Origin of the sequence: Hyphococcus lacteus (assembly GCF_041058985.1) — a bacterium.
Taxonomy (GTDB): Bacteria; Pseudomonadota; Alphaproteobacteria; order Caulobacterales; family Parvularculaceae; genus Hyphococcus; species Hyphococcus lacteus.
Window position 1 is genome coordinate 1930996 of the sequence record NZ_JBEHZE010000001.1, and the last position, 22207, is coordinate 1953202.

15 protein-coding genes and 1 tRNA gene are annotated in these 22207 nt (G+C 48.8%); 14 read left to right on the top strand and 2 right to left on the bottom strand.

Annotated elements, in window-relative coordinates; genetic code table 11:
- Window positions 1-28: 28 nt before the first annotated feature.
- Both ABFZ84_RS09245 and ABFZ84_RS09250 read right to left on the bottom strand, forming a co-directional pair.
- Entirely contained in the window at window positions 29-721 is a 693-nt protein-coding gene (locus tag ABFZ84_RS09245) for a UTRA domain-containing protein (protein ID WP_369313717.1), read from the bottom strand.
- A complete protein-coding gene (locus ABFZ84_RS09250) occupies window positions 718-2088 on the bottom strand; it encodes a formimidoylglutamate deiminase (protein WP_369313718.1) in 1371 nt (456 codons plus the stop codon). The genes ABFZ84_RS09245 and ABFZ84_RS09250 overlap by 4 nt, the downstream gene beginning before the upstream one ends.
- An 80-nt stretch (window positions 2089-2168) precedes the next feature.
- Between ABFZ84_RS09250 and hutH the strand changes: the two genes are divergently transcribed.
- From hutH to ABFZ84_RS09320, 14 genes are all read left to right on the top strand, one after another.
- Entirely contained in the window at window positions 2169-3698 is a 1530-nt protein-coding gene (gene hutH / locus ABFZ84_RS09255; RefSeq protein WP_369313719.1) for a histidine ammonia-lyase, read from the top strand.
- Entirely contained in the window at window positions 3695-4507 is an 813-nt protein-coding gene (gene hutG, locus ABFZ84_RS09260) for an N-formylglutamate deformylase (RefSeq protein WP_369313721.1), read from the top strand. Before hutH ends, hutG begins: the two co-directional genes overlap by 4 nt.
- Window positions 4500-6167, top strand: a complete 1668-nt coding sequence (hutU, locus tag ABFZ84_RS09265; protein ID WP_369313722.1) for a urocanate hydratase — start codon at window positions 4500-4502, stop codon at window positions 6165-6167. The genes hutG and hutU overlap by 8 nt, the downstream gene beginning before the upstream one ends.
- Before the next feature lie 134 nt (window positions 6168-6301).
- Window positions 6302-7537 carry an NAD(P)/FAD-dependent oxidoreductase gene (locus ABFZ84_RS09270; RefSeq protein ID WP_369313723.1) on the top strand — a complete coding sequence of 412 codons (1236 nt, stop codon included), beginning with the start codon at window positions 6302-6304 and terminating at the stop codon, window positions 7535-7537.
- Window positions 7538-7598: 61 nt separating this feature from the next.
- A tRNA-Leu gene (locus tag ABFZ84_RS09275) sits at window positions 7599-7684 on the top strand.
- A gap of 225 nt (window positions 7685-7909) precedes the next feature.
- Window positions 7910-8464, top strand: coding sequence for an RNA polymerase sigma factor (locus tag ABFZ84_RS09280; protein ID WP_369313724.1), 555 nt, complete (start codon window positions 7910-7912; stop codon window positions 8462-8464).
- Window positions 8465-8482: 18 nt separating this feature from the next.
- Complete coding sequence (locus ABFZ84_RS09285; protein ID WP_369313725.1) at window positions 8483-9583, top strand: FecR family protein; 1101 nt, start codon at window positions 8483-8485, stop codon at window positions 9581-9583.
- A 228-nt stretch (window positions 9584-9811) separates the two neighbouring features.
- Window positions 9812-12652: a TonB-dependent receptor plug domain-containing protein gene (locus ABFZ84_RS09290; RefSeq protein WP_369313726.1), complete on the top strand. Its 2841-nt coding sequence runs from the start codon at window positions 9812-9814 to the stop codon at window positions 12650-12652.
- 116 nt (window positions 12653-12768) lie between these two features.
- Window positions 12769-14274: an FG-GAP repeat domain-containing protein gene (locus ABFZ84_RS09295; protein ID WP_369313727.1), complete on the top strand. Its 1506-nt coding sequence runs from the start codon at window positions 12769-12771 to the stop codon at window positions 14272-14274.
- Window positions 14275-14322: 48 nt separating this feature from the next.
- Window positions 14323-15780 carry an SLC13 family permease gene (locus tag ABFZ84_RS09300; RefSeq protein WP_369313728.1) on the top strand — a complete coding sequence of 486 codons (1458 nt, stop codon included), beginning with the start codon at window positions 14323-14325 and terminating at the stop codon, window positions 15778-15780.
- Between the two features lie 70 nt (window positions 15781-15850).
- Window positions 15851-17596, top strand: coding sequence for a CocE/NonD family hydrolase (locus tag ABFZ84_RS09305; protein WP_369313729.1), 1746 nt, complete (start codon window positions 15851-15853; stop codon window positions 17594-17596).
- Between the two features lie 227 nt (window positions 17597-17823).
- Complete coding sequence (locus ABFZ84_RS09310; protein ID WP_369313730.1) at window positions 17824-20094, top strand: DUF3604 domain-containing protein; 2271 nt, start codon at window positions 17824-17826, stop codon at window positions 20092-20094.
- A complete protein-coding gene (locus ABFZ84_RS09315) occupies window positions 20084-20935 on the top strand; it encodes a SurA N-terminal domain-containing protein (protein ID WP_369313732.1) in 852 nt (283 codons plus the stop codon). Before ABFZ84_RS09310 ends, ABFZ84_RS09315 begins: the two co-directional genes overlap by 11 nt.
- Window positions 20935-22116: a HupE/UreJ family protein gene (locus tag ABFZ84_RS09320; protein ID WP_369313734.1), complete on the top strand. Its 1182-nt coding sequence runs from the start codon at window positions 20935-20937 to the stop codon at window positions 22114-22116. Before ABFZ84_RS09315 ends, ABFZ84_RS09320 begins: the two co-directional genes overlap by 1 nt.
- Window positions 22117-22207: the final 91 nt, after the last annotated feature.

Below are 22207 nucleotides of genomic sequence, written 5' to 3' on the forward strand. Positions count from 1 at the left end.
AACGATATTGTGTCGTCATCAGCGCAAATCAAAGGCGTGAATGTAAATTATATCCGGGCCGATAACGTAGCGTCATCGTAGTAATATAGACATTATCTAACCAGGTAGTTCGATCGATTGTGAACAGTGCTGACCCAATTTTTGTTTCAAATGCTTCGGCCTCGCGCGCGGCGGCGGCGCTCGCAGAAAAAATTACATCGCCGCTAGAATACGGAACCTTGCGGATCAACCATTCGTTTGCACTAATCTCATTTAATGGTGCGTTGACGATGTCGGGCGCAGCCGCAAGGTTTACCCAGCGATCTTCGACCGCATGAACGCGCCCATCGCCTAGATGTGCGGTGACAAGATGAAAAAGCTTTGCGCCCTTCTTTAAATGGAGACGTGCCGCGATATGATTTGGTGCCTTGATCGTTTTGCGTTCAAGAATGTGTGGCCGATAACGCGCGCCTGATGCTTCTATTTCGTGTCGAACAATCGGGATTTTGAACGTCGTTTGTCGTGTCGGGATTTCTTTGACCCGCGTACCCGCACGCCGTTTGCGTTCGATCAACCCGTCATCGGCAAGGTTTTGCATCGCCCGGTTCACGGTTGTTCTGGAGCATCCATATTCAGCAGCAAGGTCAACCTCGCCGGGAATGATCGCACCGGGAAGCCATTCGCCGGATTCGATGCGCTCGCGGATGGCTTTGCGAATTGTCTGATGGTTTAGGGTGCTCATAGGGATGATCTTAAGTTTTTCATAACAGAGAGAAATCGCGGTGTAATTTTATCGCGGTGAATATGCGTGCCACCCTTTACAACATGTCGGCCTGCGGACCAGACATCGTCGATATAGCGGTCGTCGCCAGCAAATATCCAGCTATCAAGCAACTGGTCGCCATTTAAACCGTCTAATGCTGTGTCCCGAACATTTAGTGCAACCATATCGGCCAGCGCACCTTCGCGCATTTCACCAGCGTCACGGCCTATCGCTATTGCGCCCACGCGCGCTGTTTCTCCAAGCAGGAACCGACCGCAAGAGCCGATTTCGCCGGTGAGTATATTTCTTCGCCGAGTATTCAGGCGTTGGCTATATTCCAACATGCGCAATTCTTCGGTCAAAGAAATACGAATGTTGGAATCTGATCCAACGCACATTCTTCCGCCTGCATCAACGAACTCAGGGGCGTTGAATATACCGTCGCCTAAATTGGCTTCTGTTACGGGGCAGAGTCCCACCGACGCACCGTTGGCCGCGACGGCACTCGCCTCGCTATTATTCATATGCGTTGCGTGGATGAGGCACCAGTTTTCATTCACGGGTGCGTTATTAATCAACCATTCAACGGGCCTTGCCCCCAATACTGCCTTAGCGGCATCAACTTCTGCGGTTTGTTCGGCAATGTGAATATGGATAGGGCTATCGGGGGAAAGCGTTGTGGCAAGAGCTAGGCTTTCTTTGTCCACAGCTCTAAGTGAGTGAGGCGCGACGCCAAGACGAAAATCGGGCGGGGAGTGCTCAATAATCTTTCTTGCTTTTCCAAACAACTCGGTAAACTGATTAATGTCGCATCTAAAACGGCGCTGACTATCGGATAGCGGACTATTATCAAAGCCACCGCGCATATAGAGTACCGGTAGATGTGTGTACCCAATCCCAGTTTCCTGTGCGGCTTCTACTAAACGTGATGACAGCTCAGCGATTTGGACGTATGGAGCGCCTTTCGGCTGGTGGTGTATGTAATGAAACTCACCAATCGACGTGAACCCAGCTTCAAGCGATTCGAGTTGGACCTGCGCGGCGATGGTATGAATGTCATCAGGGGTTAGGCGATCCAGAAATTTGTACATTAACGCGCGCCAACTCCAAAAGTCGTCGTTATCTTTTTTGCTTCGACATTCCGCGAGGCCCGCCATAGCGCGTTGAAAAGAATGGTTATGAACATTCGCGACGCCGGGCAGCAATATGTCGACGGAATGGGCGTGTTCGTTGGGTGTGTTTGCCTTTAATGTGGCGATGGTTCCGTCCTTACCGATTTCGATCGATGCGTTTTTCATCCATCCAGTTGCGGTGAGGGCCTGTCGAGCGTGAATTGTCTGTTTCACTTGTACCTGCATTTAATATGTGCATACATAATAGATAATAGACCGGACATATCAAGCGCGTATTCTTATTCGGAGGGTAAATGACGACCGAACTCAAACCCGGCAAAGCGACGTTATTGCTTCTTGAGATGCTTTATCGTGATTGTTCTTCGTTTCGATTAGACCGGGCCGCGAAACCGCAGATTGTGAGCGCGTCGGACCGCGTTGCCGTTGCCGCGCAAGGGGATGCACCAATTTATGGCGTTAATACTGGGTTCGGTAAGCTGGCGTCCGTTCGTATCGCGACAAACGACATCGAAACGCTACAGAGAAACTTGATTTTATCCCATAGCGCGGGAACGGGCGCGCCGATTTCGCGGCGTGTTACGCGTTTGATCATGGCGCTGAAATTGTTGTCGCTCGGGCGAGGGGCTTCTGGAATACGGTGGGACGTAATAGAGCAAATCGAAGCCTTCATCGAGGCCGATATTACGCCGGTCATTCCGGCGCAGGGATCAGTAGGGGCGTCGGGCGATCTCGCGCCGCTTGCGCATCTGACGGCGGCTCTGATCGGTGAGGGGGATGTTTTCTTTCGTGACGAACGAATGAACGCAAGCAAAGCCATCAAAGCGGCTGGGCTGCGGCCTGTTGTGCTGACTGCCAAAGAAGGTCTCGCGATGATAAATGGCACCCAAGTATCAACCGCATTGGCACTTGCTGGCTTGTTCGATGCTTGGCGCATTGTAACCGGATCGATTACCTCCAGTGCATTGTCTATTGAAGCCGCAATGGGCACTGCCGCTCCGTTTCATGATGAAATTCATCAACTGCGCGGACATCGTGGCCAAATAGAAGTGGCCGCCATGTTGCGATCACTATTGGATGGGTCTGAAATTATCACTAGCCATTCCGAAGGTGATGAACGGGTTCAAGACCCATATTGTTTACGATGTCAGCCACAGGTCGTCGGTGCGTGCATCGATATCCTGCGCCAGGCCGGAAAGACCCTAGAGATAGAAGCCAATGCCGTCACTGATAATCCGCTAGTTCTTGCCGACGGCGCAATTGTGTCGGGCGGTAACTTTCATGCTGAACCCGTGGCATTTGCTGCGGATCAAATTGCGATTGCCGTTTCCGAAGCCGGTTCGATATCGCAACGTCGAATTGCACTTTTGGTTGACCCAAGCGTGAGTTATGGCCTGCCGGCATTCTTGACGCCGACGCCAGGATTAAACTCCGGTTTGATGATTGCAGAAGTCACCTCCGCGGCATTAATGAGTGAGAATAAAGCACTTTCGAATCCGCGTTCTGTGGATTCGACCCCGACGTCGGCAAATCAAGAAGATCATGTCTCAATGGCGTGCCATGCGGCACGCAGGTTGGGCGAGATGACACAGAATCTCGCGGGTATTGTTGCGATAGAAGCAATGGCCGGCGCTCAGGGAATTGAACTTCGTTCACCGCTAAAAACGAGCCCAAAATTAAATCATGTGGTCACGCAAATACGTGAGCGATGCCCACGCTTGGACCAAGACCGTATGTTGACGAATGATATAGAAGCGTTGCGGTCACTTGCGCTGGAAAGCAAAATTCTGAGCTGTCCAGAAGATGCATACGCGATACAATTATGAACCCCGTAATTATTCAAAAAGGTGATGGTCCAGTTATTTTGGGGCAACCTCATTGCGGTACGTATATTCCTGACGAAATTGCAGACCGATTAAATGATCGCGGACGTCAGTTAATGGATACAGATTGGCACGTGGATTTTCTTTATGATGGTATTTTAGAGGGCGCGAGCATCGTTTGTGCAAATTTTCATCGATATGTGATTGATGCTAATCGCGACCCATCAGGAAAAAGCCTTTATCCCGGTAAAAACACTACCGGTCTTGTACCGCTAGTTGATTTTGAAAATAGACCGATTTGGAAAACAGATCCTGACACCGACGAAGTTGAGCGCCGACGAAAAATGTTTCACGCTGCTTACCATAAGGCTCTCTCCGACGAGATTGATCGCGTTAAGTCAACTCATGGCATTGCCATCATTTTTGATTGTCATTCTATAAGGTCTGAACTGCCCTTTTTGTTCGATGGTAAGTTACCGGATTTGAACATTGGGACAAATGACGGTGCGACGTGCTCGGCGGAGATCGAAGACATGGTTTCAAAAACCTGCGCTGACGCAGCGAAATATTCTTATGTTGTGAATGGTCGATTTAAAGGTGGATGGACAACAAGGAACTATGGCCAACCGGACGCCGGCGTTCATGCCATCCAAATGGAAATCGCACAGAGATGCTATCTCGCTAGCGAGACACCACCATTTTTATTTGATGAAAAAAAGGCTGAACATTTACGTGGCTTATTGGGGCAAATTCTTCGCCTCCTTGACGGCGTTGCGCGAAGCGGAAATTTGAATGGAGTAAGGCATGTCTGATCGATTAGCGAACAAGCGAGAGGTGAAAAGTCCGACGGGGCCAGAGTTGACATGCCGAAGCTGGACAACAGAAGCGCCATTTCGAATGCTGCATAATAATCTGGATCGGGAAGTCGCAGAAAACCCGGATGCGCTTGTTGTATATGGTGGTATTGGGCGGGCGGCTCGTACCTGGAAAGATTTCGATGCAATCGCTGAGACCCTAAAGGCGCTAGGCGAAGAAGAAACATTGTTGGTTCAGTCCGGAAAGCCGGTTGGCGTCTTTCAAACTCATAAAGATGCGCCGCGGGTTCTGATCGCCAATTCAAACCTTGTTCCGCATTGGGCTAATTGGAATAAATTCAACGAGCTCGATAAAAAAGGTCTGATGATGTACGGCCAGATGACGGCAGGGTCTTGGATATATATCGGTACCCAGGGAATTGTTCAGGGTACTTATGAAACATTTGTTGAGGCCGGACGTCAGCATTATAGTGGGAACCTCACTGATCGTTGGGTGCTTACGGGCGGGCTTGGTGGCATGGGTGGTGCCCAGCCATTGGCGGCGGTTATGGCGGGTGCCAGTTGTCTCGCGGTTGAATGTAACCCAGACAGTATCGAGTTTCGATTGCGCACGCGCTATCTTGATGAGCGTGCTGACACACTGGACGAAGCGCTAGCGCTGATTGAAAAATGGAAAAAAGCGGGTGAGGCAAAATCAGTTGGCCTATGCGCAAATGCGGCGGATGTCTTTCCTGAGCTTGTTCGGCGAGGCGTGCGACCTGATATGGTGACGGATCAAACATCTGCGCATGATCCAATCAATGGTTATCTACCACTTGGATGGACCATGAGTGAGTGGCGTGAAAAACGCGAGAATGATCCAACGGTTGTAGAGAAGGCGGCGCGGCGTTCAATGCGCCAACAGGTCGAGGCGATGTTGGCATTCCACAAAATGGGTGTACCGACATTTGACTACGGAAATAACATTCGTCAAATGGCACTAGAGGAAGGACTAGAAGATGCGTTCGATTTTCCGGGGTTTGTTCCGGCCTATATTCGCCCGCAATTTTGTAAAGGTGTAGGCCCATTTCGTTGGGCGGCGCTTTCAGGTGATCCCGAAGATATTTACCGTACGGACGAAAAAGTAAAAGAACTACTGCCAGATAATAAACACCTTCATAAATGGCTTGATATGGCTAAGGAGCGTATAGCATTTCAGGGCCTACCTGCGCGCATCTGTTGGGTGGGGCTTGGCGATCGTGACCGTCTTGGTTTGGCGTTTAATGAAATGGTTGCCAACGGTGAGCTAAGGGCACCGGTTGTTATTGGGCGTGACCATTTGGATAGCGGATCGGTTGCGAGCCCCAATCGCGAGACAGAAGTAATGAAAGACGGTTCCGACGCTGTTTCTGATTGGCCGCTTTTAAATGCGTTGCTGAACACTGCCTCGGGCGCTACGTGGGTTTCACTACACCATGGGGGCGGTGTCGGAATGGGCTTTTCGCAACATGCCGGCATGGTAATTGTCGCTGACGGCACGGAAGACGCTGCCCGGCGAATAAAGCGTGTTTTGTGGAATGATCCCGCGACGGGTGTTATGCGCCATGCGGATGCGGGCTATGACGATGCCATAGCGTGCGCGCGTGAAAAGGCCCTGAATTTACCCGGAATTTTATAGAGACTTTGCCAAAAATACCCGATTGATTGTTGAGGCGAGCCAAAATTGTTCTTGGCGCTTGCCGACGCAAAGGTGTTTATCTATGCCATTGGCATACATCATCTCTTTGTTTGCGAACTATACGGGTAAAATAAATGTCTGATATGCTTGAGCCTTCTTCGCGCGTTATGATTATCGGTGCGGGACATGCCGGCGGATCTGTCGCTGCATTCTTGCGACAGTTTGGTTTTGCGGGTCCTATTACTTTGATCGGTGAAGAAAGCGCAGCCCCTTATCAGCGGCCACCATTATCGAAGGCTTGGTTGTCCGGCGACACCGACCTTGAGACACTGTTTCTGCGTCCAAATGATTGGTATGCCGATAATGATGTTAATCTACGTTTAGACACCGTTGTGCGGTCGATTGATCGCGAAAAAAACACGATCGAAATTGATGATGGCGATGGTTTGGCTTATGATGTTCTTATCATTGCAACGGGCGCTTCGCCGCGATGGACGGGCGTTGAGGGTGAGCAACTTGATAATATATTCAGTTTACGAACGGTAAAAGATGCTGAGCTACTCAAGAGCGCGATTAATCCCGGTAGTCAGGCAGTTTTGATTGGTGCAGGCTATATCGGATTGGAAGTTGCCGCCTCTTTGCGTAAGGCAGGGGTCGATGCTTTGGTGATAGAACGGGAAGCGCGTTCGCTCGCTCGGGTCGCCAGCGCGCCAATAGCAACGTTCCTTGAGCAATATCATAAAGACCATGGTGTTGAATTTCTGCTCGAGCATGAAATCGCGAAATTTCAAGGAAACGGCAAAGTCGAAAAACTGCACTTAAAGAATGGCTCGGTCATCGATTGCGATATTGCTGTGGTCGGTATCGGCGTTCTTCCAAATGACGGACTGGCGCGAGAATCAGGCTTGGCATGTGAAAATGGTATAATTGTCGATGAGAACGCACGCACTTCTGACCCATCTATTTACGCGATTGGCGATGTTTCATTCCGACCATTGCCACATTATGATTGTGCATTCCGTCTTGAGAGCGTGCCAAACGCCCTTGAGCAAGCGCGCGGCGTCGCCGCTATACTTTGTGGTCGTCCGGCACCTGCGATTGAAATTCCGTGGTTCTGGTCCGACCAGTATGACCTCAAAATTCAAATTGCTGGGCTTACCCTTGAATGTGATGAAACAGTTCTGAGAGGGGACCCCGCGAGCCACAAATTTGCGGTATTCCACCTTCGTAAAGGCGTGATTCGTGCCGTGGAGGCGATCAATGCTGCCCCAGAATTCATGATGGGGAAAAAGCTAATTGGTAAAGAGGCTTCGATCGACCCAGAAAAACTTGCGGATGTATCGCTTTCGATGAAAGAAATCGCTGGGTAAGCAAGAAGGGCGTGCATTTTTTGTTGCCATCTACGGTAGGCCTATGTTTATTGGCGCGAACGCGGACGTGGTGGAATTGGTATACACAACAGACTTAAAATCTGTCGAGCTACGCTCATGCGGGTTCAAGTCCCGCCGTCCGCACCAATCACTGACAATTCAATGAGATTTCCTTAGTTAGTTCAGCGCGTTTATTGGTATTTTTGATGTTTGGGCCGCATTAAAATAAGCTACGCGAAGAATAAGAGACACGAGCTCGGAAATTCCTCCATAAAATTTTTAAAGAAATTTCAAAAACGTCATTTATGTTGGGCGAGTGTTGCCAGCTTACGTCTTTGTAGATTTTAGCCGATCAGATAACCTGTTCCGGTTATGGGGCAAGAAAATAGCAATTCTAACCGGCTAGCGATGGCTTTTCTCAATTCCCAAAAAGGGCTTGAGCGCTATGTACGTCGATTGGTCGGTAATCGCGAGGGAGCAGAAGACATAGTGCATGAAGCATTTGTCAATGCTTATGCTGCCTCAGAACAGACTGAGATTGAACACCCAACAAGCTATCTTTTTACTACAGCAAAACGGTTAGTGATTAGAGATAGGTCTCGACTATCCACTATTTTGACCGATTATATAGAGGATTATTCGGGTCCGGCGCTCAGTAGTAATGAAGGCGATGGGTTTGAAAAAATTGCGGCTCGGGAAGAGTTGAATGAACTTGGTGCCGCTATGGAAGCAATGCCAGCGCAATGCCGCAAGGTGATGTTGCTGCGTATGTTCTATGGTATGAGCCAGCGAGAAATCGCAAAGACGCTCGGAATATCTGAAAGTACGACGGAAAAACACATTGCGAAGGGATTCTCTATCTGTGAGACACGTTTTCGGCGCAAGGGTATTGATCGATCTCGAAAGAGAAAACGGAACGTAAGTTAAAGCGATGATTTGTGTAAAATGGCTGACGAAGAAGTCGGTGATGTAATGAATGAAGTGATTAAGTTCCCTGCGGAAACGCCCGAGACGCGCGCGGCTATTAAATGGGCTGCGCGGTTGGATCGCGGGAATCTTAAAAAGGCCGAGAAAGCCGAGCTGGAAAATTGGCTTGCTGGCAACAAGGCTCGCCAAGAGGAGCTAATTCGTGTTGTAGAAATGTGGGACGAGTGGCGGGCGCGGCTGGCGAATAGCGAGATTGATGCAGGCGACTATTTTGCGTCTGAATTATCGGAACTTTCGGAAAGTCGCTTGAAGCACGAACGTCGATCAAAATTTCGGCGTGTCGCGGCGATAGCGGCATCGTTTGGATTGGTTTTTGCCACTGCCTCAATAGGTGTGAAGCAGTATCAATATACTCAGTACACATCTAAAAATACAACATATGCAACGCTGATAGGTGAGCAGCGTACAATCATGTTGCCGGACAATTCAACTGTGGTTCTCAATACGTCAAGTAAGTTAACGGTCAACTACAGAAAAGGTGCTCGTGAAATTTCGCTATTGAAAGGGGAGGCGCATTTTGAAGTTGCACACGATAAGACGCGCCCATTTCTTGTTCAGGCCGGCGGGGGTGTCGTCAGGGCTGTCGGGACAGCATTTTCCGTTAAATTTGAGCAAAGCGAAATTGAGGTTTTAGTCTCGGATGGTGAAGTTCTGGTCGGGTTATTAGCTTCTAATGAAGAAAAAAATACCGAGATACGTGAGGTTGCTCTTCCGCAGGAGGGGACAGCCAAAGCATCCGTCGGTGAACGCGTCACATTTGGAGATACGATAAATACCGTGACCCGTGTCGAGCCGACGCGTTTGGAAAATGAATTGTTCTGGCGGAATGGCGTTCTGGCGTTTGACGATGAGCCACTTCACCAGGTCATCGCAGAAATTTCACGATATACAGACCTTGAAATTGATATAGTCGACGCTGATGTTCGCGATTTGCGTGTGGGGGGGTATTTCCCAATAGCGCGGTTGGATTCTATTTTTGATTCTTTGCGTGATGGGTTTGGATTGTCAGTTCAGGAGGTGGACGATGGTGTTTTTCATATCAGCCGCCATCAAGGATAGCACCCATAGACCATAATTCCCTCGTTCGTCAGGGGCAGAGCTTACGCCTAAAAAATAGTTTAAAATATAATGGAGGATATTTGCTTGTCGCTGCTCTTTCTAAATAAGGCTGTCAAACCAATCTCGGGCATATGTAATGACTGAGGGAATTTTGTGCAGCTGACATTTACGAGAGGGGCGACGGTATACGTAAGAAATTTCTGTGCCTTCATTATCATAGTGCTGACTATGTCGAACGTTGCGCAGGCGCAGGAAGCAGAAATCAGTTTCAAAATTGAACGGCAACGGGCATCGGACGGCATTTTAGAATATGCCGAACAAGCTCAGGTTAGTGTGCTGTTTAAGCAAAAATTGGTTGGCCCATTTTTTACTAATGAAGTAAACGGCAGTTATTCCGCAAAGGAAGCGTTGCTAACTTTATTGGCTGAAACCGGGTTGGAAGGGCGACTTACGGAGACCGGTACTCTCATAATTGGACGTTGCGAAAAGCGCGCCAAAATAAACAGACGCTGTGAAAATGGTGTCAAGATTGAGGGACATGGTTCAATGAAAGATTCCAAAAAAAGATATGGTCTGAGAGGGGCGCTGTTATCCGGTGCGGCAGCATTTGCGGGCTTCCTTCCGTCTGGGGCAGCGGCCCAAGAGGGAAGTGATGTTATTGCGACACAGGACGTTTTGGTTGTTACCGGAACGCGCGGCAAAGCCCGATCAGTGGCCGATAGTCCTATTCCGATTGATGTCTTCACGGGCGATCAGTTAGAGCAAGCGCCCCAAACGGGTATTTTTGAATCGTTGCGCTATCTGGTTCCTTCACTGAATTTACCACAGCGCGCGGGTGGTGGCACAGCTACCTTCATCGCATCAGCCGGATTACGTGGGTTGAACCCTGACCAAACGCTAGTCCTCGTCAATGGCAAGCGTCGCCATAAAACGGCGCTGATCAACACTGCTACTGGTTTATTCAGCGGCTCAGCAGGGGTGGATCTAAATCTTATTCCAGCCGGATCAATTCAGCGAATTGAGGTATTACGCGATGGTGCGGCCGCTCAGTATGGATCGGATGCGATCGCTGGCGTAATCAACGTTATCTTGAAAGAAGATTCAGAGGGCGGGCGGATCACCATCAACCGCGGGCAAAACTTTGATCGCGCCGATGGTGAATTTATCAATATTGGTTTTAATAACGGTTTTGCCCTGGGAGATGCAGGGTTCTTAAATTTCTCATTTGAGTTCCGTGATAAAGAAGCGTCAAACCGGGCGCGCCCTGTTCCAATTCCTGATCCGGCAAATCCTGGTGGGCTGAATTTATTCCCAATTTTGCCTGGGCCGGCGCTTGATCCGCGCGAATTGTCGATTGACCGTCTTGTAACGAGCAATTTTGGTAACTTTCCCCAGCGGACATATTCTGGCGGTATCAATGCGGGGTATGATTTGGGGGATGTCGAACTTTATATGTTCGCGACATATGCCAATCGTTCGTCCAGCCTCGATTTTACATTCAGACGCCCACGAGACTCGCGTGCAGTGCCGGAAATCTATCCGCAAGGGTTCCGCCCGACAGAAGTCATCGAAGAGGATGATTATGAGGTCGTAGCGGGCGTCCGAGGTGTTACAGCAGGATTTGATTGGGATCTGTCTGCGGGCATTGGGCGCGATCATACAGAATGGAAAAATACTGTTGGGCTTAATGCGAGTTTGGGCGCAAATAGTCCGACGTCATTCTTCCTCGGCAATTTGATTGCCCGTGAAATCACGACATCGTTTGATGCAACACGCGCATATATGACTGGCGCGGGTGAGCTTCAGGTTTCGTTTGGTCTTCAGTATCGGAACGAGGCGTTCGAAATTCGTAAAGGTGAGCCGTTGAGCTATGCAGACGGTAACAATGGCCTTGCGCCGGGTGCACAGGGTTTCCCTGGTTTCGCGCCGGAAGCTGAAAATGATATCTCTCGAGACAACGTTAATGGATATGTCGAACTTGGTTGGCAACCAACGGACCGGTTCTTTATTGGCGCTGCGGGACGTTATGAAAACTTTAGTGACTCGGCTGGTGATACTGCGATCGGAAAAGTAAATGCCCGCTACGACCTAACGGATTCAATTGGTTTCCGTGCGTCCTTTAACACCGGATTTAGAGCACCTAGCATTCAACAGCTTGGGTTCAAAGGTAGTCGTGGCCAGTTCATTGATTTGGATAATGATGGAATCGCAGAAACTATTGTTCTGCGCCAAACATTGCCATCCACCGATACCGCGGCTCAAGCGTTGGGTGCCGAACCACTGACACCAGAAAAGTCCACAAACATCAGTGCTGGCTTCACGTTTACGCCGGGGCGGGGGCTTTCTTTGACGATTGATGCATATCAGATCGACATTGATGACAGGATTGCCTTGTCGACGCAGTTCAATCGTGGTGACGCTCGCGCGGCCCAGGGTGGCGGGACTATCGGCGATCAAATTTCGTTATTGCTGGACGGTGCAGGGTTTGATGCCTCGCTTGGCGGTGTGAATTACTTTACGAATGCTATTGATACGCGCAGTCGTGGATTCGATATCGTTGGTCTTTGGTCTGCTGATTTGGGGGCTGGGTCACTCAATTTAAGCGCAGCTTTCAATTATAATGAAGTCACTATTGAAGGGGTCGACCCTAACCCGACAGAATTGGCAGGACTGATTCTTGCTGATGGATCGCCCATTGTTCAATTCGATCGATCTCGTTTAGGTTCTTATACTGATGAAATTCCGTCTACAAAAGGAAGCATCAGTGCGGCCTATGAAAATGGTGGCTTTCAGGTGAATTTACGCGGCACTCGATTTGGTGCATTCACAGAAGTTTCAACCTCAGCACCTAATGACCGCTTCAATCAAGCAAAATGGATCTTTGATGCCGAGTTAGGATATGAATTTGATAACGGGTTCGGTATTTATGGCGGAGCCAACAACGTTTTCAATACATATCCAGATGAAACACGCCAGGCAAATTCCCTAGGTACCAACTTCTACGACACAATCTCGCCTTACGGCTTTACAGGCGGTAGTTGGTACATCAGAGGCGCTTACAACTGGTAATACCTTGAGTTTGGGGGCGGTTAATTAATTTAACCGCCACCAGCTTGTATTTTTCTATGCTGTGACCTGCGGATTTCTGCAGCAACGTAATCATAATAAGAAGACAGGAGGGCTGCATGTTAAGCCGAAAGCGAAAATCGAAACTGAAATATGTGGGTGCGGGCGTATTGATGGGGTATTCGTGTGTTCAGCCACTGCATGCTGCCGACCCGGTATTTAGTCACGTCCAAAAGAATGATTTCGCCATAGCGGGATCGCTATCAAATGCGTGGGCAGATTACGACAATGATGGTGACCTCGATTTTGCAGTTTCGATAAAAGGTGGTGAAGTTCGTCTGTATAAAAATAATAATGGGAAATTTGTAAATGTCGGCCCAAAAATGGGATTGCCGACGAGTGGTGATGAAATTCGAGGCTTATCTTGGGGGGATTTTGACGGCGACGGTGATGTCGATCTTTTAGGTGGGTCGAATGTTTCCCCTATCCCAAGCCGCAGCTATGTTTATCGAAATGATAATGGGTCTGGCTTTGTCGAAATCGCGGCTGAGATAGGTCTAGAAATTCCAGGAAGATATAGCCGCCAGTCGAATTGGGTTGATTACGACAATGATGGCGATCTTGATTTATACGCCGCAAACCGTGCGGGGGCGAACCGGCTTTACCAAAATGATGGCGGAAAATTTTCTAGCCTAGGTTATGATTCCGGCACCGTCGACAGTCGCCGCACTGTTGGGGTCTGCTGGTTTGATTATGATGGTGACGGTGACCTTGACTATTTTCTTGCGAACCAGTCGGGCGATAGTGACGCTCTAATGCGGAATGACGGAGGTCGGTTTACCGACGTTGCGCCGGAATTAGGTATGGATGAGACTTTGCGCCCCCAATCGCAAGGGGGAGTGGGGTGCGCCGTTGGCGACTATGACAATGACGGCGATTTCGATCTTTATGTTGCTGTGTATGGCCCGAACCTGCTCTATAAAAATAACGGCGACGGAACCTTTGAAGAGGTCGGTGCGGCGCTAGGGGTTACTGAACCAGACCATACGGTTGGTGCCGCGTGGGGTGATTATGATAATGATGGCTGGCTAGACCTAATGGTCATCGGCTATCATCGTGTTGATGGTGTTCAAGTCCCATTAAACAAACTTTACCGGAATACTGGCGACGGATTTTCTGATGTTACATCCCATAGTCCGCTCATTAATGCGGGGGACCATGGCGTTGAGTGGATTGATTTCGATAATGATGGTGATGTCGATTTATCCTTAACTGATGGGTATGGCGAAAAAGGCGGACATTTTCTATTTCAAAATGATTTGAAACGCGGAAAGTCGACGGGCGTGTTAGCTGTATTGCCACTGGGAAAGGGTAGAACTTTTACCAAAAGTGGTACTGAAGTCCGTTTGTTAGATCGGAATGATGAGGTTGTTGCATCAAGAATCGTTTCAACGGGCGGGGGGTATAATACCCAAAGCGCAACGCCGGTATATTTTGGCCTTCCCTCCAATGACGACGTCACAGTCGAAGTACGATTTATGGGTGATGACGGGGGCAGCATAAAACGGATTGAGAATGTTAGCGTTAAAGGAAAGGCGTCGATATTGGAAGTTATCGAGCCATGATATTGACCTGTATTCGTCCGTATTCGCTCAAGAAAAACTGAGATTTGTATGGCAATTTCCGATGCTGTGCCGCAACCTCGGACAACAATTCAGACAGGTGGATTATTAATTGGTGGTGCCGCATTTCTTTTAATGCGCATGACCGCGCCGCCCGAAACGCTTTCTTTTGATGCATGGGTTGTCGCCGCGTTAGCTGTGTTAATGATAATTTGGTGGGTGACTGAGGCCGTGCCCATCGCGGCGACGGCGTTGGCACCAATGGCAATTTTACCGTTTTTTGGTGTGCTTCCGCTAAAGGTAGCGTCTGCTCAGTATATGAGCCCGGTAATTGTGCTTTTGATGGCTGGGTTTATCATCGCGCGTGCAATCGAACGTTGGGGGTTGCATGAACGCATTGCCCTGTTTGTTGTAGATAATGTCGGCACGAGGCCGCCTGCATTGATTGCGGGTTTTATGTTGTCGGCTGCAATTCTTTCTATGTGGATATCGAATACAGCGACTGCATTAATGATGACACCTATCGCATTATCGGTTGCTAGCGCAGTATTGGGCGGACGCTCTCTTGGCGCTCCATTTACGACAGCGCTTCTTTTATCCGTTGCATATGCATGTTCTATCGGTGGGTTGGCAACGCCGGTGGGATCTCCAACCAACTTGATCGTAATTGGGTATTTGGCCGAACAAGGTGTTGAGGTTAGCTTCGCGCAATGGATGCTATATGGGTTACCGGTGGTGTTGATTTTACTACCGCTCGCATGGTTCGTATTGACAGCCTACGGAACATTTAATTCAAAACGCGATGACGCGCCTGATCCCAGTTTAGTAAAAACAACCGTCAAAAATGCCCGTGCGGAACTCGGAAAAATGACAGCACCCGAAAAGCGAACGCTGATCGTATTTGCTCTTGTCGCGTTTTCCTGGATTTTCCGTTCTCAGCTACAGAAGATTGGTGCACTTCAAGGCTTAAACGATCAGATCATTGCCGTTATGGGTGCCATTCTTTTATTCGTAGTTCCTTCAGGGCATAGTGAAAGCCGCTCTGCGCCACTTTTAGATTGGCAAACAGCTGAACGTATTCCATGGGGAGTTGTTCTGTTATTTGGGGGTGGGTTAAGTTTGGCAGCGGCCATTTCAGCATCGGGATTGGCGGCTTTTTTGGCAGGGTTTTTCACTGGGCTTTCGGGAATTCCAGTTTTTCTTGCGTTACTTGCCGTCACGATATTGGTACTAACCTTGACTGAGTTCACAAGCAACGTCGCAACTGTTTCTGCACTTTTGCCGATGGTCGGAGCTATGGCTATAGCAACGGGAATGGATCTCTATGTTTTGGCGTTACCGTTGGGGCTGGCTGCTAGCTGTGCCTTTATGTTGCCGATGGCAACGGGACCTAATGCAGTCGCCTATGGCTCTGGAAGAGTCAGTATACCGCGTATGGCGAGTATTGGGATATGGGTGAATATTTGTAGTGCCTTGGTTATTGCCGGGGTTGTATATTTCTTGCGGTAGAGATGTTGAAACAAAAAGAGCGCAACAAAGCAATTGTTGGGTGGAAATTGATAGGATTGGAGCGAAAAGAATGAAGTTTTGGATTTTTGCACGAGTTGCTGTTGCGGTATTAGTCTCCGCTTTTATTTCTGCTTCGACGGGTGCCTTCGCGCAGTCGTTTAGCAATTATGACGGTGACTTCCCCGAATCAGTTTCGATCAGTTACCATCAAAAAGTCGAGATGCGTGACGGCGTGGTGTTGGCCACAGATGTATATCTTCCAAATAAAAAGGGAAAATTTCCGACGCTCCTCGTGCGTGATATCTACTCAAACGGTTCATCTAAAATTCGTCAGCGTTATGCAAAATTTGCGACTAATAACGGATACGCATTTGTATTCCAATCTGTGCGTGGGCGGTATGATTCCGAAGGTGAGTGGTATCCATATTTTCAAGAAATTGAAGATGGTGATGATACATTGACCTGGATTGCTGAACAGTCTTGGTCCGATGGGCAAGTGGGTATGTTCGGTTCCTCTTACCTCGCTTCAGTGCAGTGGTTAGCCGCTCTTAACAAAAACCCTGCGCTCGTTGCGATAGCGCCAGCGATGAGCCCGGGAAACTATTATCGCGATGTGGCGTATCCGGGTGGTGCATTTTCGCTACTCTCTCGCGCACGCTGGGGGATTGGGCTTGTCGGTAGTCGGACGAACATGTCGTTTCCGGTAGATTGGATTGGCGGTATTGATCATTTGCCGCTTTATACGCTAGCTGAAAGCGTTGGGTTTAACGTCAAACATTTTCAGGATTGGTTGGATCACCCATCCTATGATGATTATTGGGCGCCATTAAACCTCGAAGCACGCGCGCCAGAAATGGCCGTGCCGGCGTTGAACATCGGCGGCTGGTATGATGTATTTTTGCGGAGTACAATCGGTAGCTACCAAACGATGAAACGGGAAGCTGCAAGCGAGACCGCCCGGAATGGTCAGCGCATGATCATCGGCCCGTGGCCGCACGGTTGGAACGTTTCTTCAAAAACAGGGGACACAGACTTTGGCCCCAACGCGCTCATCAATGCTGAGGAAATTTTTCTTGAGTGGTTTGATTATTGGATGAAAGATGGCCCGGCACCGAGTGGCAGCCCGATTAAAATTTTTGTTATGGGCGAAAATGTTTGGCGAGAAGAAGAAGTTTGGCCGCTAGCAAATACTCAATTCACACCATTTTATTTACACGCGGATCAGACACTTTCCCCTGACGTGCCTACCCAAAAAGATAGTACGTTGAAGTATCGATATGACCCTTCAGATCCGGTTCCAACTTTGGGCGGAAACATAATGGAGACAACATTACGCGGCCCATATGATCAAGCGCCATTAGATGCACGTAAAGATGTACTTCGGTTCGAATCTGCACCGTTTGAAAAACCGACTGAAATTACAGGGCCGATTAGTGCTGAGATCTATGCGGCAAGTAGCGCTAAAGACACAGACTTTATGGCGAAACTCGTTGTGGTTCGGCCTGATGGTACGTCGTCAAACCTTGTGGATGGCGTAATTCGCGCGCGCTATCGGGACGGTTTTGATGAACCACATTTGATAGATCCCGGTACGGTGTATAAATATACCATCGATATGTGGGCGACGAGCTACTTACTTGCCCCGGGTGAAAAACTACGTCTTGATGTCACTAGTAGTAATTATCCGCGTCTCGCACGTAACCTGAACACTGGTGGCGAATTTGCGAAAACTTCGAAAATGAAAATCGCGCGCCAGACCATTCATATGAGCGAAGCCAGCCCGTCGAAGGTAATATTACCAATCATTCCGCGCTAGTCGTGTGCTGAAAATTGAGGTGCGAAATGAACAATCGTTTGTTAGTGTCGCACCTCAAGATATGTCGCGGTGGTCTTTCGCGGTTTTTACCGTTTAGCCTCAATGCGGAGGGCATGCCTAGCCGCATATTCGGCAATCATGGAAGCTATATAGCACAACTGCAGAAAATTCCCCAAAAACGCTGATCTGCGTTAAACTCCCTTAAAAATATAAGCTGGGGAGTGAAGATGAAGAACATAATCTTGTTCGTCGCTGCATTGGCAGTGTCAGCTTTTCTGGGGTGGAAAACCTATTCACATTTTGTGGTAAGCGGTAAGTTGGGCCATGAGCGCAGCGGCGGTGAGGTCGTTGGCGATGCTGTGCCGGACGCCGTTATTTTCGCGAGGCAAATGGCTGATCAATCGGCCACTGAACCAGGAAGCACCGAGCAGGTTTTGTTTGGTGATCTGCATGTACATTCAACATATTCTACCGACGCTTTTTTATGGGCACTCCCTCTTAATCATGGAAAGGGCGTGCACCCGGTCGCTGATGCGTGCGATTACGCGCGCTATTGTTCGGCCATCGACTTTTGGGCGATCACCGACCATGCCGAAGCATTGACGCCGGCGCGTTGGGCCGAAACGAAAGACGCTGTTCGTCAGTGTCAGGCGAAATCAGTTGATCAGCAAAATCCGGATCTAGTATCTATGATCGGATTTGAATGGACCCAAGTCGGGCCGACACCCGCTGAACATTTTGGCCATAAGAACGTTATATTTCTCGGATTGGATGATAATCAGGTCGCGGCACGTCCTATCGCGGCACAGGGCGCGGCCACAGATGCTTTGCGTACGAACGCAGCCGGAATGCCTGCGCTAGTGTCCGTTGCGGATTTCAAAAACCGTCAGATATATTATGACCTTAATACGTTTTTGAAAAACACCAGAGACGTCCCGGCTTGTGATGAGGCTTTACCGTCGAGTGAGTTGCCGAGTGATTGTTACGAGTCAGCTCCTTTGCCGGGAGAGTTGATTGATCGAATTGCTGACCAAGGGCTTGATCCGTTGATTATCCCGCATGGTTCGTCATGGGGGTTTTATACACCGCCGACCACGAGTTGGGACAAACAGCTCGCACCAATTCACCAACCAGAGAAATTTAGCCTGATTGAGATATACTCAGGCCATGGCAATTCAGAAGAATATCGCGAATATAAAAATATTCTCGACCTTCAACCGGATTTTTCTGCGACTTGCCCGCCGAAACAAGATGGCTTTACACCGCCCTGTGTTCGCGCCGGTGAAATTATTGAAGAGCGTTGTTTAAACGAAGGGGGCGGCGCTGATTTGTGCTCAATTAAAGCAAAAGAAGCGCGCGATGTTACGGCGGGAATGGGCATCGCTTATCATCTGGCAATAGCAGGAGAGAGCCCAGAAGATTGGCTGGATTCAGGTCAGTGTACTGATTGTTATCTACCGCCATTTCATCACCGACCATTGACCAGTGTTCAATATGGATTAGCAATTTCAAACTTTGATGATGTACAACCGGGTGAAGAGCCTATTCGGTTTAATTGGGGCTTTATTGCATCATCTGATAATCATAGAGCGCGACCCGGTACTGGGTATAAAGAAGTTGCCCGGCGGCTAAATACGGAGACGGGTGGCGTTGTTGATCCAAAGTATCGTAAAATCTTCATCGCGGAAGAGGAGGTGGCAAATTCAGATGTACACCGAAAGACACGGGAAGAACTTGCTGCGCTTGCAGGGTTTCAACTTACCGAGTTAGAGCGGCAATCAAGTTTTTGGCAAACTGGCGGTCTTGCCGCTGTCCATACCGAAGGGCGCTCTCGCGAACAAATTTGGGATGCTTTGCAGCGTCGTGAGACTTACGCGACATCTGGACCGCGAATGTTGATGTGGTTTGATCGGGTTGATCCGCAAGGTCAGCAGGTTCCTATGGGGGCGACCGTAGAGGCATCTGCTTCTGGTGAATTCCACGTTAAAGCCGTCGGATCTTTTAAACAAAAACCGGGATGTCCGGAATTTGCTGTCAATGCGCTGGGCGAAGAACGAATTGAGAGCCTTTGCGCAGGGGAGTGTTATAACCCGACCGATGAGCGTAATCTCATCGAGCGAATAGAGATTGTACGTATCCGCCCACAGGTCGTTCCAAACGAAGATGTCGGTAATTTGATTGATGATCCATTTCTCGTTCACAAATGCGAACCAAGCCAAAATGGCTGCTCGTTTAACTTTACGGACGCTACGTTTACTGAAGATGGCAGAGATGCCCTTTATTATGCGCGAGCAATTCAAGAAGCACGTCCAACGATAAACGCCGAACCCGTACGTTGTGAACGGGATGAAGAAGGTAATTGCGTTAAGGCAAAGCTTTGCTTTGGGGATTGGCGGACCGGTGACGAAGATTGTACAGCAATGAAAGATGTTCGGGCTTGGTCTTCGCCAATTTATCTTAGTTACCGCCAAGAAAATGTAAGCACTGATGGAGAATAAAAGCAGCCGTCCTACCGCATTGCTGTTTCTAGTTGCCAGTTTTCTAGGGCTTGCTGGAGCGGTGATAACAGCGCTCGGCGAACCGGCTATAGAAAGCAGTAATAGCGCCGTCGCATTCGTGAATGGAAAGCCAATTCCCGAGATGGAGTATGCTCGCGCAGTTGATGCTATGCAGGCTGGTTTAGATCGGGGATTGAAACAAGAGGATAAAATTCGTGCACTGCAAATTTTGATCGACGAAGAGTTGATTGTGCAAGAAGCCTTAACCTTGGATCTCGCGAGTGACGATCGATTAGTCCGTAAGAACTTGGTTCAGGCCATGATACGATCTGCCATTAGCCTTAGGGCGGTCGATCAACCAACCGAAGACGACCTAAAGGCGTTATATACTGCGGAGCTTAATCTTTTCGTGTCGCCGCGCCGGGTTACGGTGAAGGCCTATCGTGCGGAGGACGTGCAATCATCGAAACGCTTTTCAAGCGCAATTGAAGATGGGGCATCGTTTTCATCTGCTGGGATTGACAATGGGTTGGAGGAGCTAACGGTTCCGTCCGGTTTGCCTCTCGCAAAACTATCGGATTATCTCGGCGGTTCCGTTAGAAATGTGGTCGTGAATATGAGCAATGGAGATATTGCTGGTCCAATTAACACTATAAATGGTGATGTTTTTTTGTGGCTCATGGATGGAACGAACCCCATTCATGACTTTGCGTTAGTTCGCGACAGTGTTGAAGCGGAATGGTTGAAACGTCGAGACGAGGCGGCGTTACAATCATATATCGATCAACTTCGAAAAAAAGCACGAATCAAAAAAATCATTGAATTGGGTGCAGATACCTAATGCGTATACTGATTTCTGTTGTTGTGGTGTTTACATTCCTGTTGTTCGATGTCGCCGCAGCACACACCCGAAGCCAATCATTTTCAACATGGACAATCACTGAAAATACGACGTCGTTTGTTTTTGCGGTTGATGCTCGGCGCGCCACTCAACTTTCCCCACTGAATCCTGATCAAAGTGATCTGTCGATCCTACTTCTTGGTCATTTAAAGGCTACGCTAGCCGCGCGGCAGGGTAGAAAAAACTGTGAACTCACGCAGTTGGTATCGCTTGGTCAAGCTTACGACATTTTGCGAATTTCGGGACGGTTTGAATGCCCTGCGGATGTGTCAAAAGAAGCGGTGACGGTTTCTGTGAGTGCCTTCCAATTTGTCTCCGCGACACATATCCATATTGCTCGCGTTGAGCATGGTGAGCGCTCGTCAGATTTTGTTCTGCGCGAGGGACGGGATCAATTTGACCTCGATCTGAAACATAGCCCGAACACGGTTGGTGAGTTTCTTTGGGTCGGGTTTAATCATGTTCTGTCGGGGCTTGATCATGTGGTGTTCTTGATTGTTTTGGCATTCGTAGCAGCGACACCGAAGCAGGCTTTATTGGCGATTTCTGGATTCACCTTGGGACACACTGCATCTTTGGCTCTGGTCTCGCTTGGTGTGTTGTCACCGGATACAAAACTTGTGGAAGCAATGATTGGCTTTACGATTGCGGTCGCAGCGCTGGAGGCAGGTGCTAAATTTGGCTTAGATAGGCGACGGGCGTTGACTGCATTTGCATTAGCAACGCTTTTAATCGTTCTTTTCTCGTTTGGGGCTGGTCTGTCGATTGTTTGGGCCGGGCTAATGCTCACGATATTTGCGTATTCCCTGGGCCAATTAACGGATGATGTTAGCCATAAAATCTTTCTGATTATCACGGCAGCATTTGGACTGGTGCATGGTGCTGGATTTGCCGGTGGACTAACAGAATTGAGCCTTCAGCAGACAGATTTATTGATGCCATTATTAGGGTTTAATCTTGGTGTTGAATTAGCCCAAATTTCTGCACTTGGTATCGTTTATGTAACGATTCTCACCGTACAACGCGTTCCAATTTTTTCCGACGGCATGGCCGAAAAAACTGTGAGTGCAGTTATATTTGCATTGGGATGCTTTTGGTTTGCTTCTAGAATTTGGCTTTAAAGGTAGTCGATGCCGGATGATCTTTGAAAAAGGGTAGACAAATTACCGTTGCCGAGTGCAAAAACGAATAAATTCTGACCTTTATTTGAAA

Excerpts from the sequence above, each read along its gene's own strand:
- ABFZ84_RS09245 (WP_369313717.1), bottom strand. The coding sequence starts at position 721 with ATGAGCACCCTAAACCATCAGACAATTCGCAAAGCCATCCGCGAGCGC.
- hutH (WP_369313719.1), top strand. The coding sequence starts at position 2,169 with ATGACGACCGAACTCAAACCCGGCAAAGCGACGTTATTGCTTCTTGAG.
- hutG (WP_369313721.1), top strand. The coding sequence starts at position 3,695 with ATGAACCCCGTAATTATTCAAAAAGGTGATGGTCCAGTTATTTTGGGG.
- hutU (WP_369313722.1), top strand. The coding sequence starts at position 4,500 with ATGTCTGATCGATTAGCGAACAAGCGAGAGGTGAAAAGTCCGACGGGG.
- ABFZ84_RS09270 (WP_369313723.1), top strand. The coding sequence starts at position 6,302 with ATGTCTGATATGCTTGAGCCTTCTTCGCGCGTTATGATTATCGGTGCG.
- ABFZ84_RS09280 (WP_369313724.1), top strand. The coding sequence starts at position 7,910 with ATGGGGCAAGAAAATAGCAATTCTAACCGGCTAGCGATGGCTTTTCTC.
- ABFZ84_RS09285 (WP_369313725.1), top strand. The coding sequence starts at position 8,483 with ATGGCTGACGAAGAAGTCGGTGATGTAATGAATGAAGTGATTAAGTTC.
- ABFZ84_RS09290 (WP_369313726.1), top strand. The coding sequence starts at position 9,812 with ATGTCGAACGTTGCGCAGGCGCAGGAAGCAGAAATCAGTTTCAAAATT.
- ABFZ84_RS09295 (WP_369313727.1), top strand. The coding sequence starts at position 12,769 with ATGTTAAGCCGAAAGCGAAAATCGAAACTGAAATATGTGGGTGCGGGC.
- ABFZ84_RS09300 (WP_369313728.1), top strand. The coding sequence starts at position 14,323 with ATGGCAATTTCCGATGCTGTGCCGCAACCTCGGACAACAATTCAGACA.
- ABFZ84_RS09305 (WP_369313729.1), top strand. The coding sequence starts at position 15,851 with ATGAAGTTTTGGATTTTTGCACGAGTTGCTGTTGCGGTATTAGTCTCC.
- ABFZ84_RS09310 (WP_369313730.1), top strand. The coding sequence starts at position 17,824 with ATGAAGAACATAATCTTGTTCGTCGCTGCATTGGCAGTGTCAGCTTTT.
- ABFZ84_RS09315 (WP_369313732.1), top strand. The coding sequence starts at position 20,084 with ATGGAGAATAAAAGCAGCCGTCCTACCGCATTGCTGTTTCTAGTTGCC.
- ABFZ84_RS09320 (WP_369313734.1), top strand. The coding sequence starts at position 20,935 with ATGCGTATACTGATTTCTGTTGTTGTGGTGTTTACATTCCTGTTGTTC.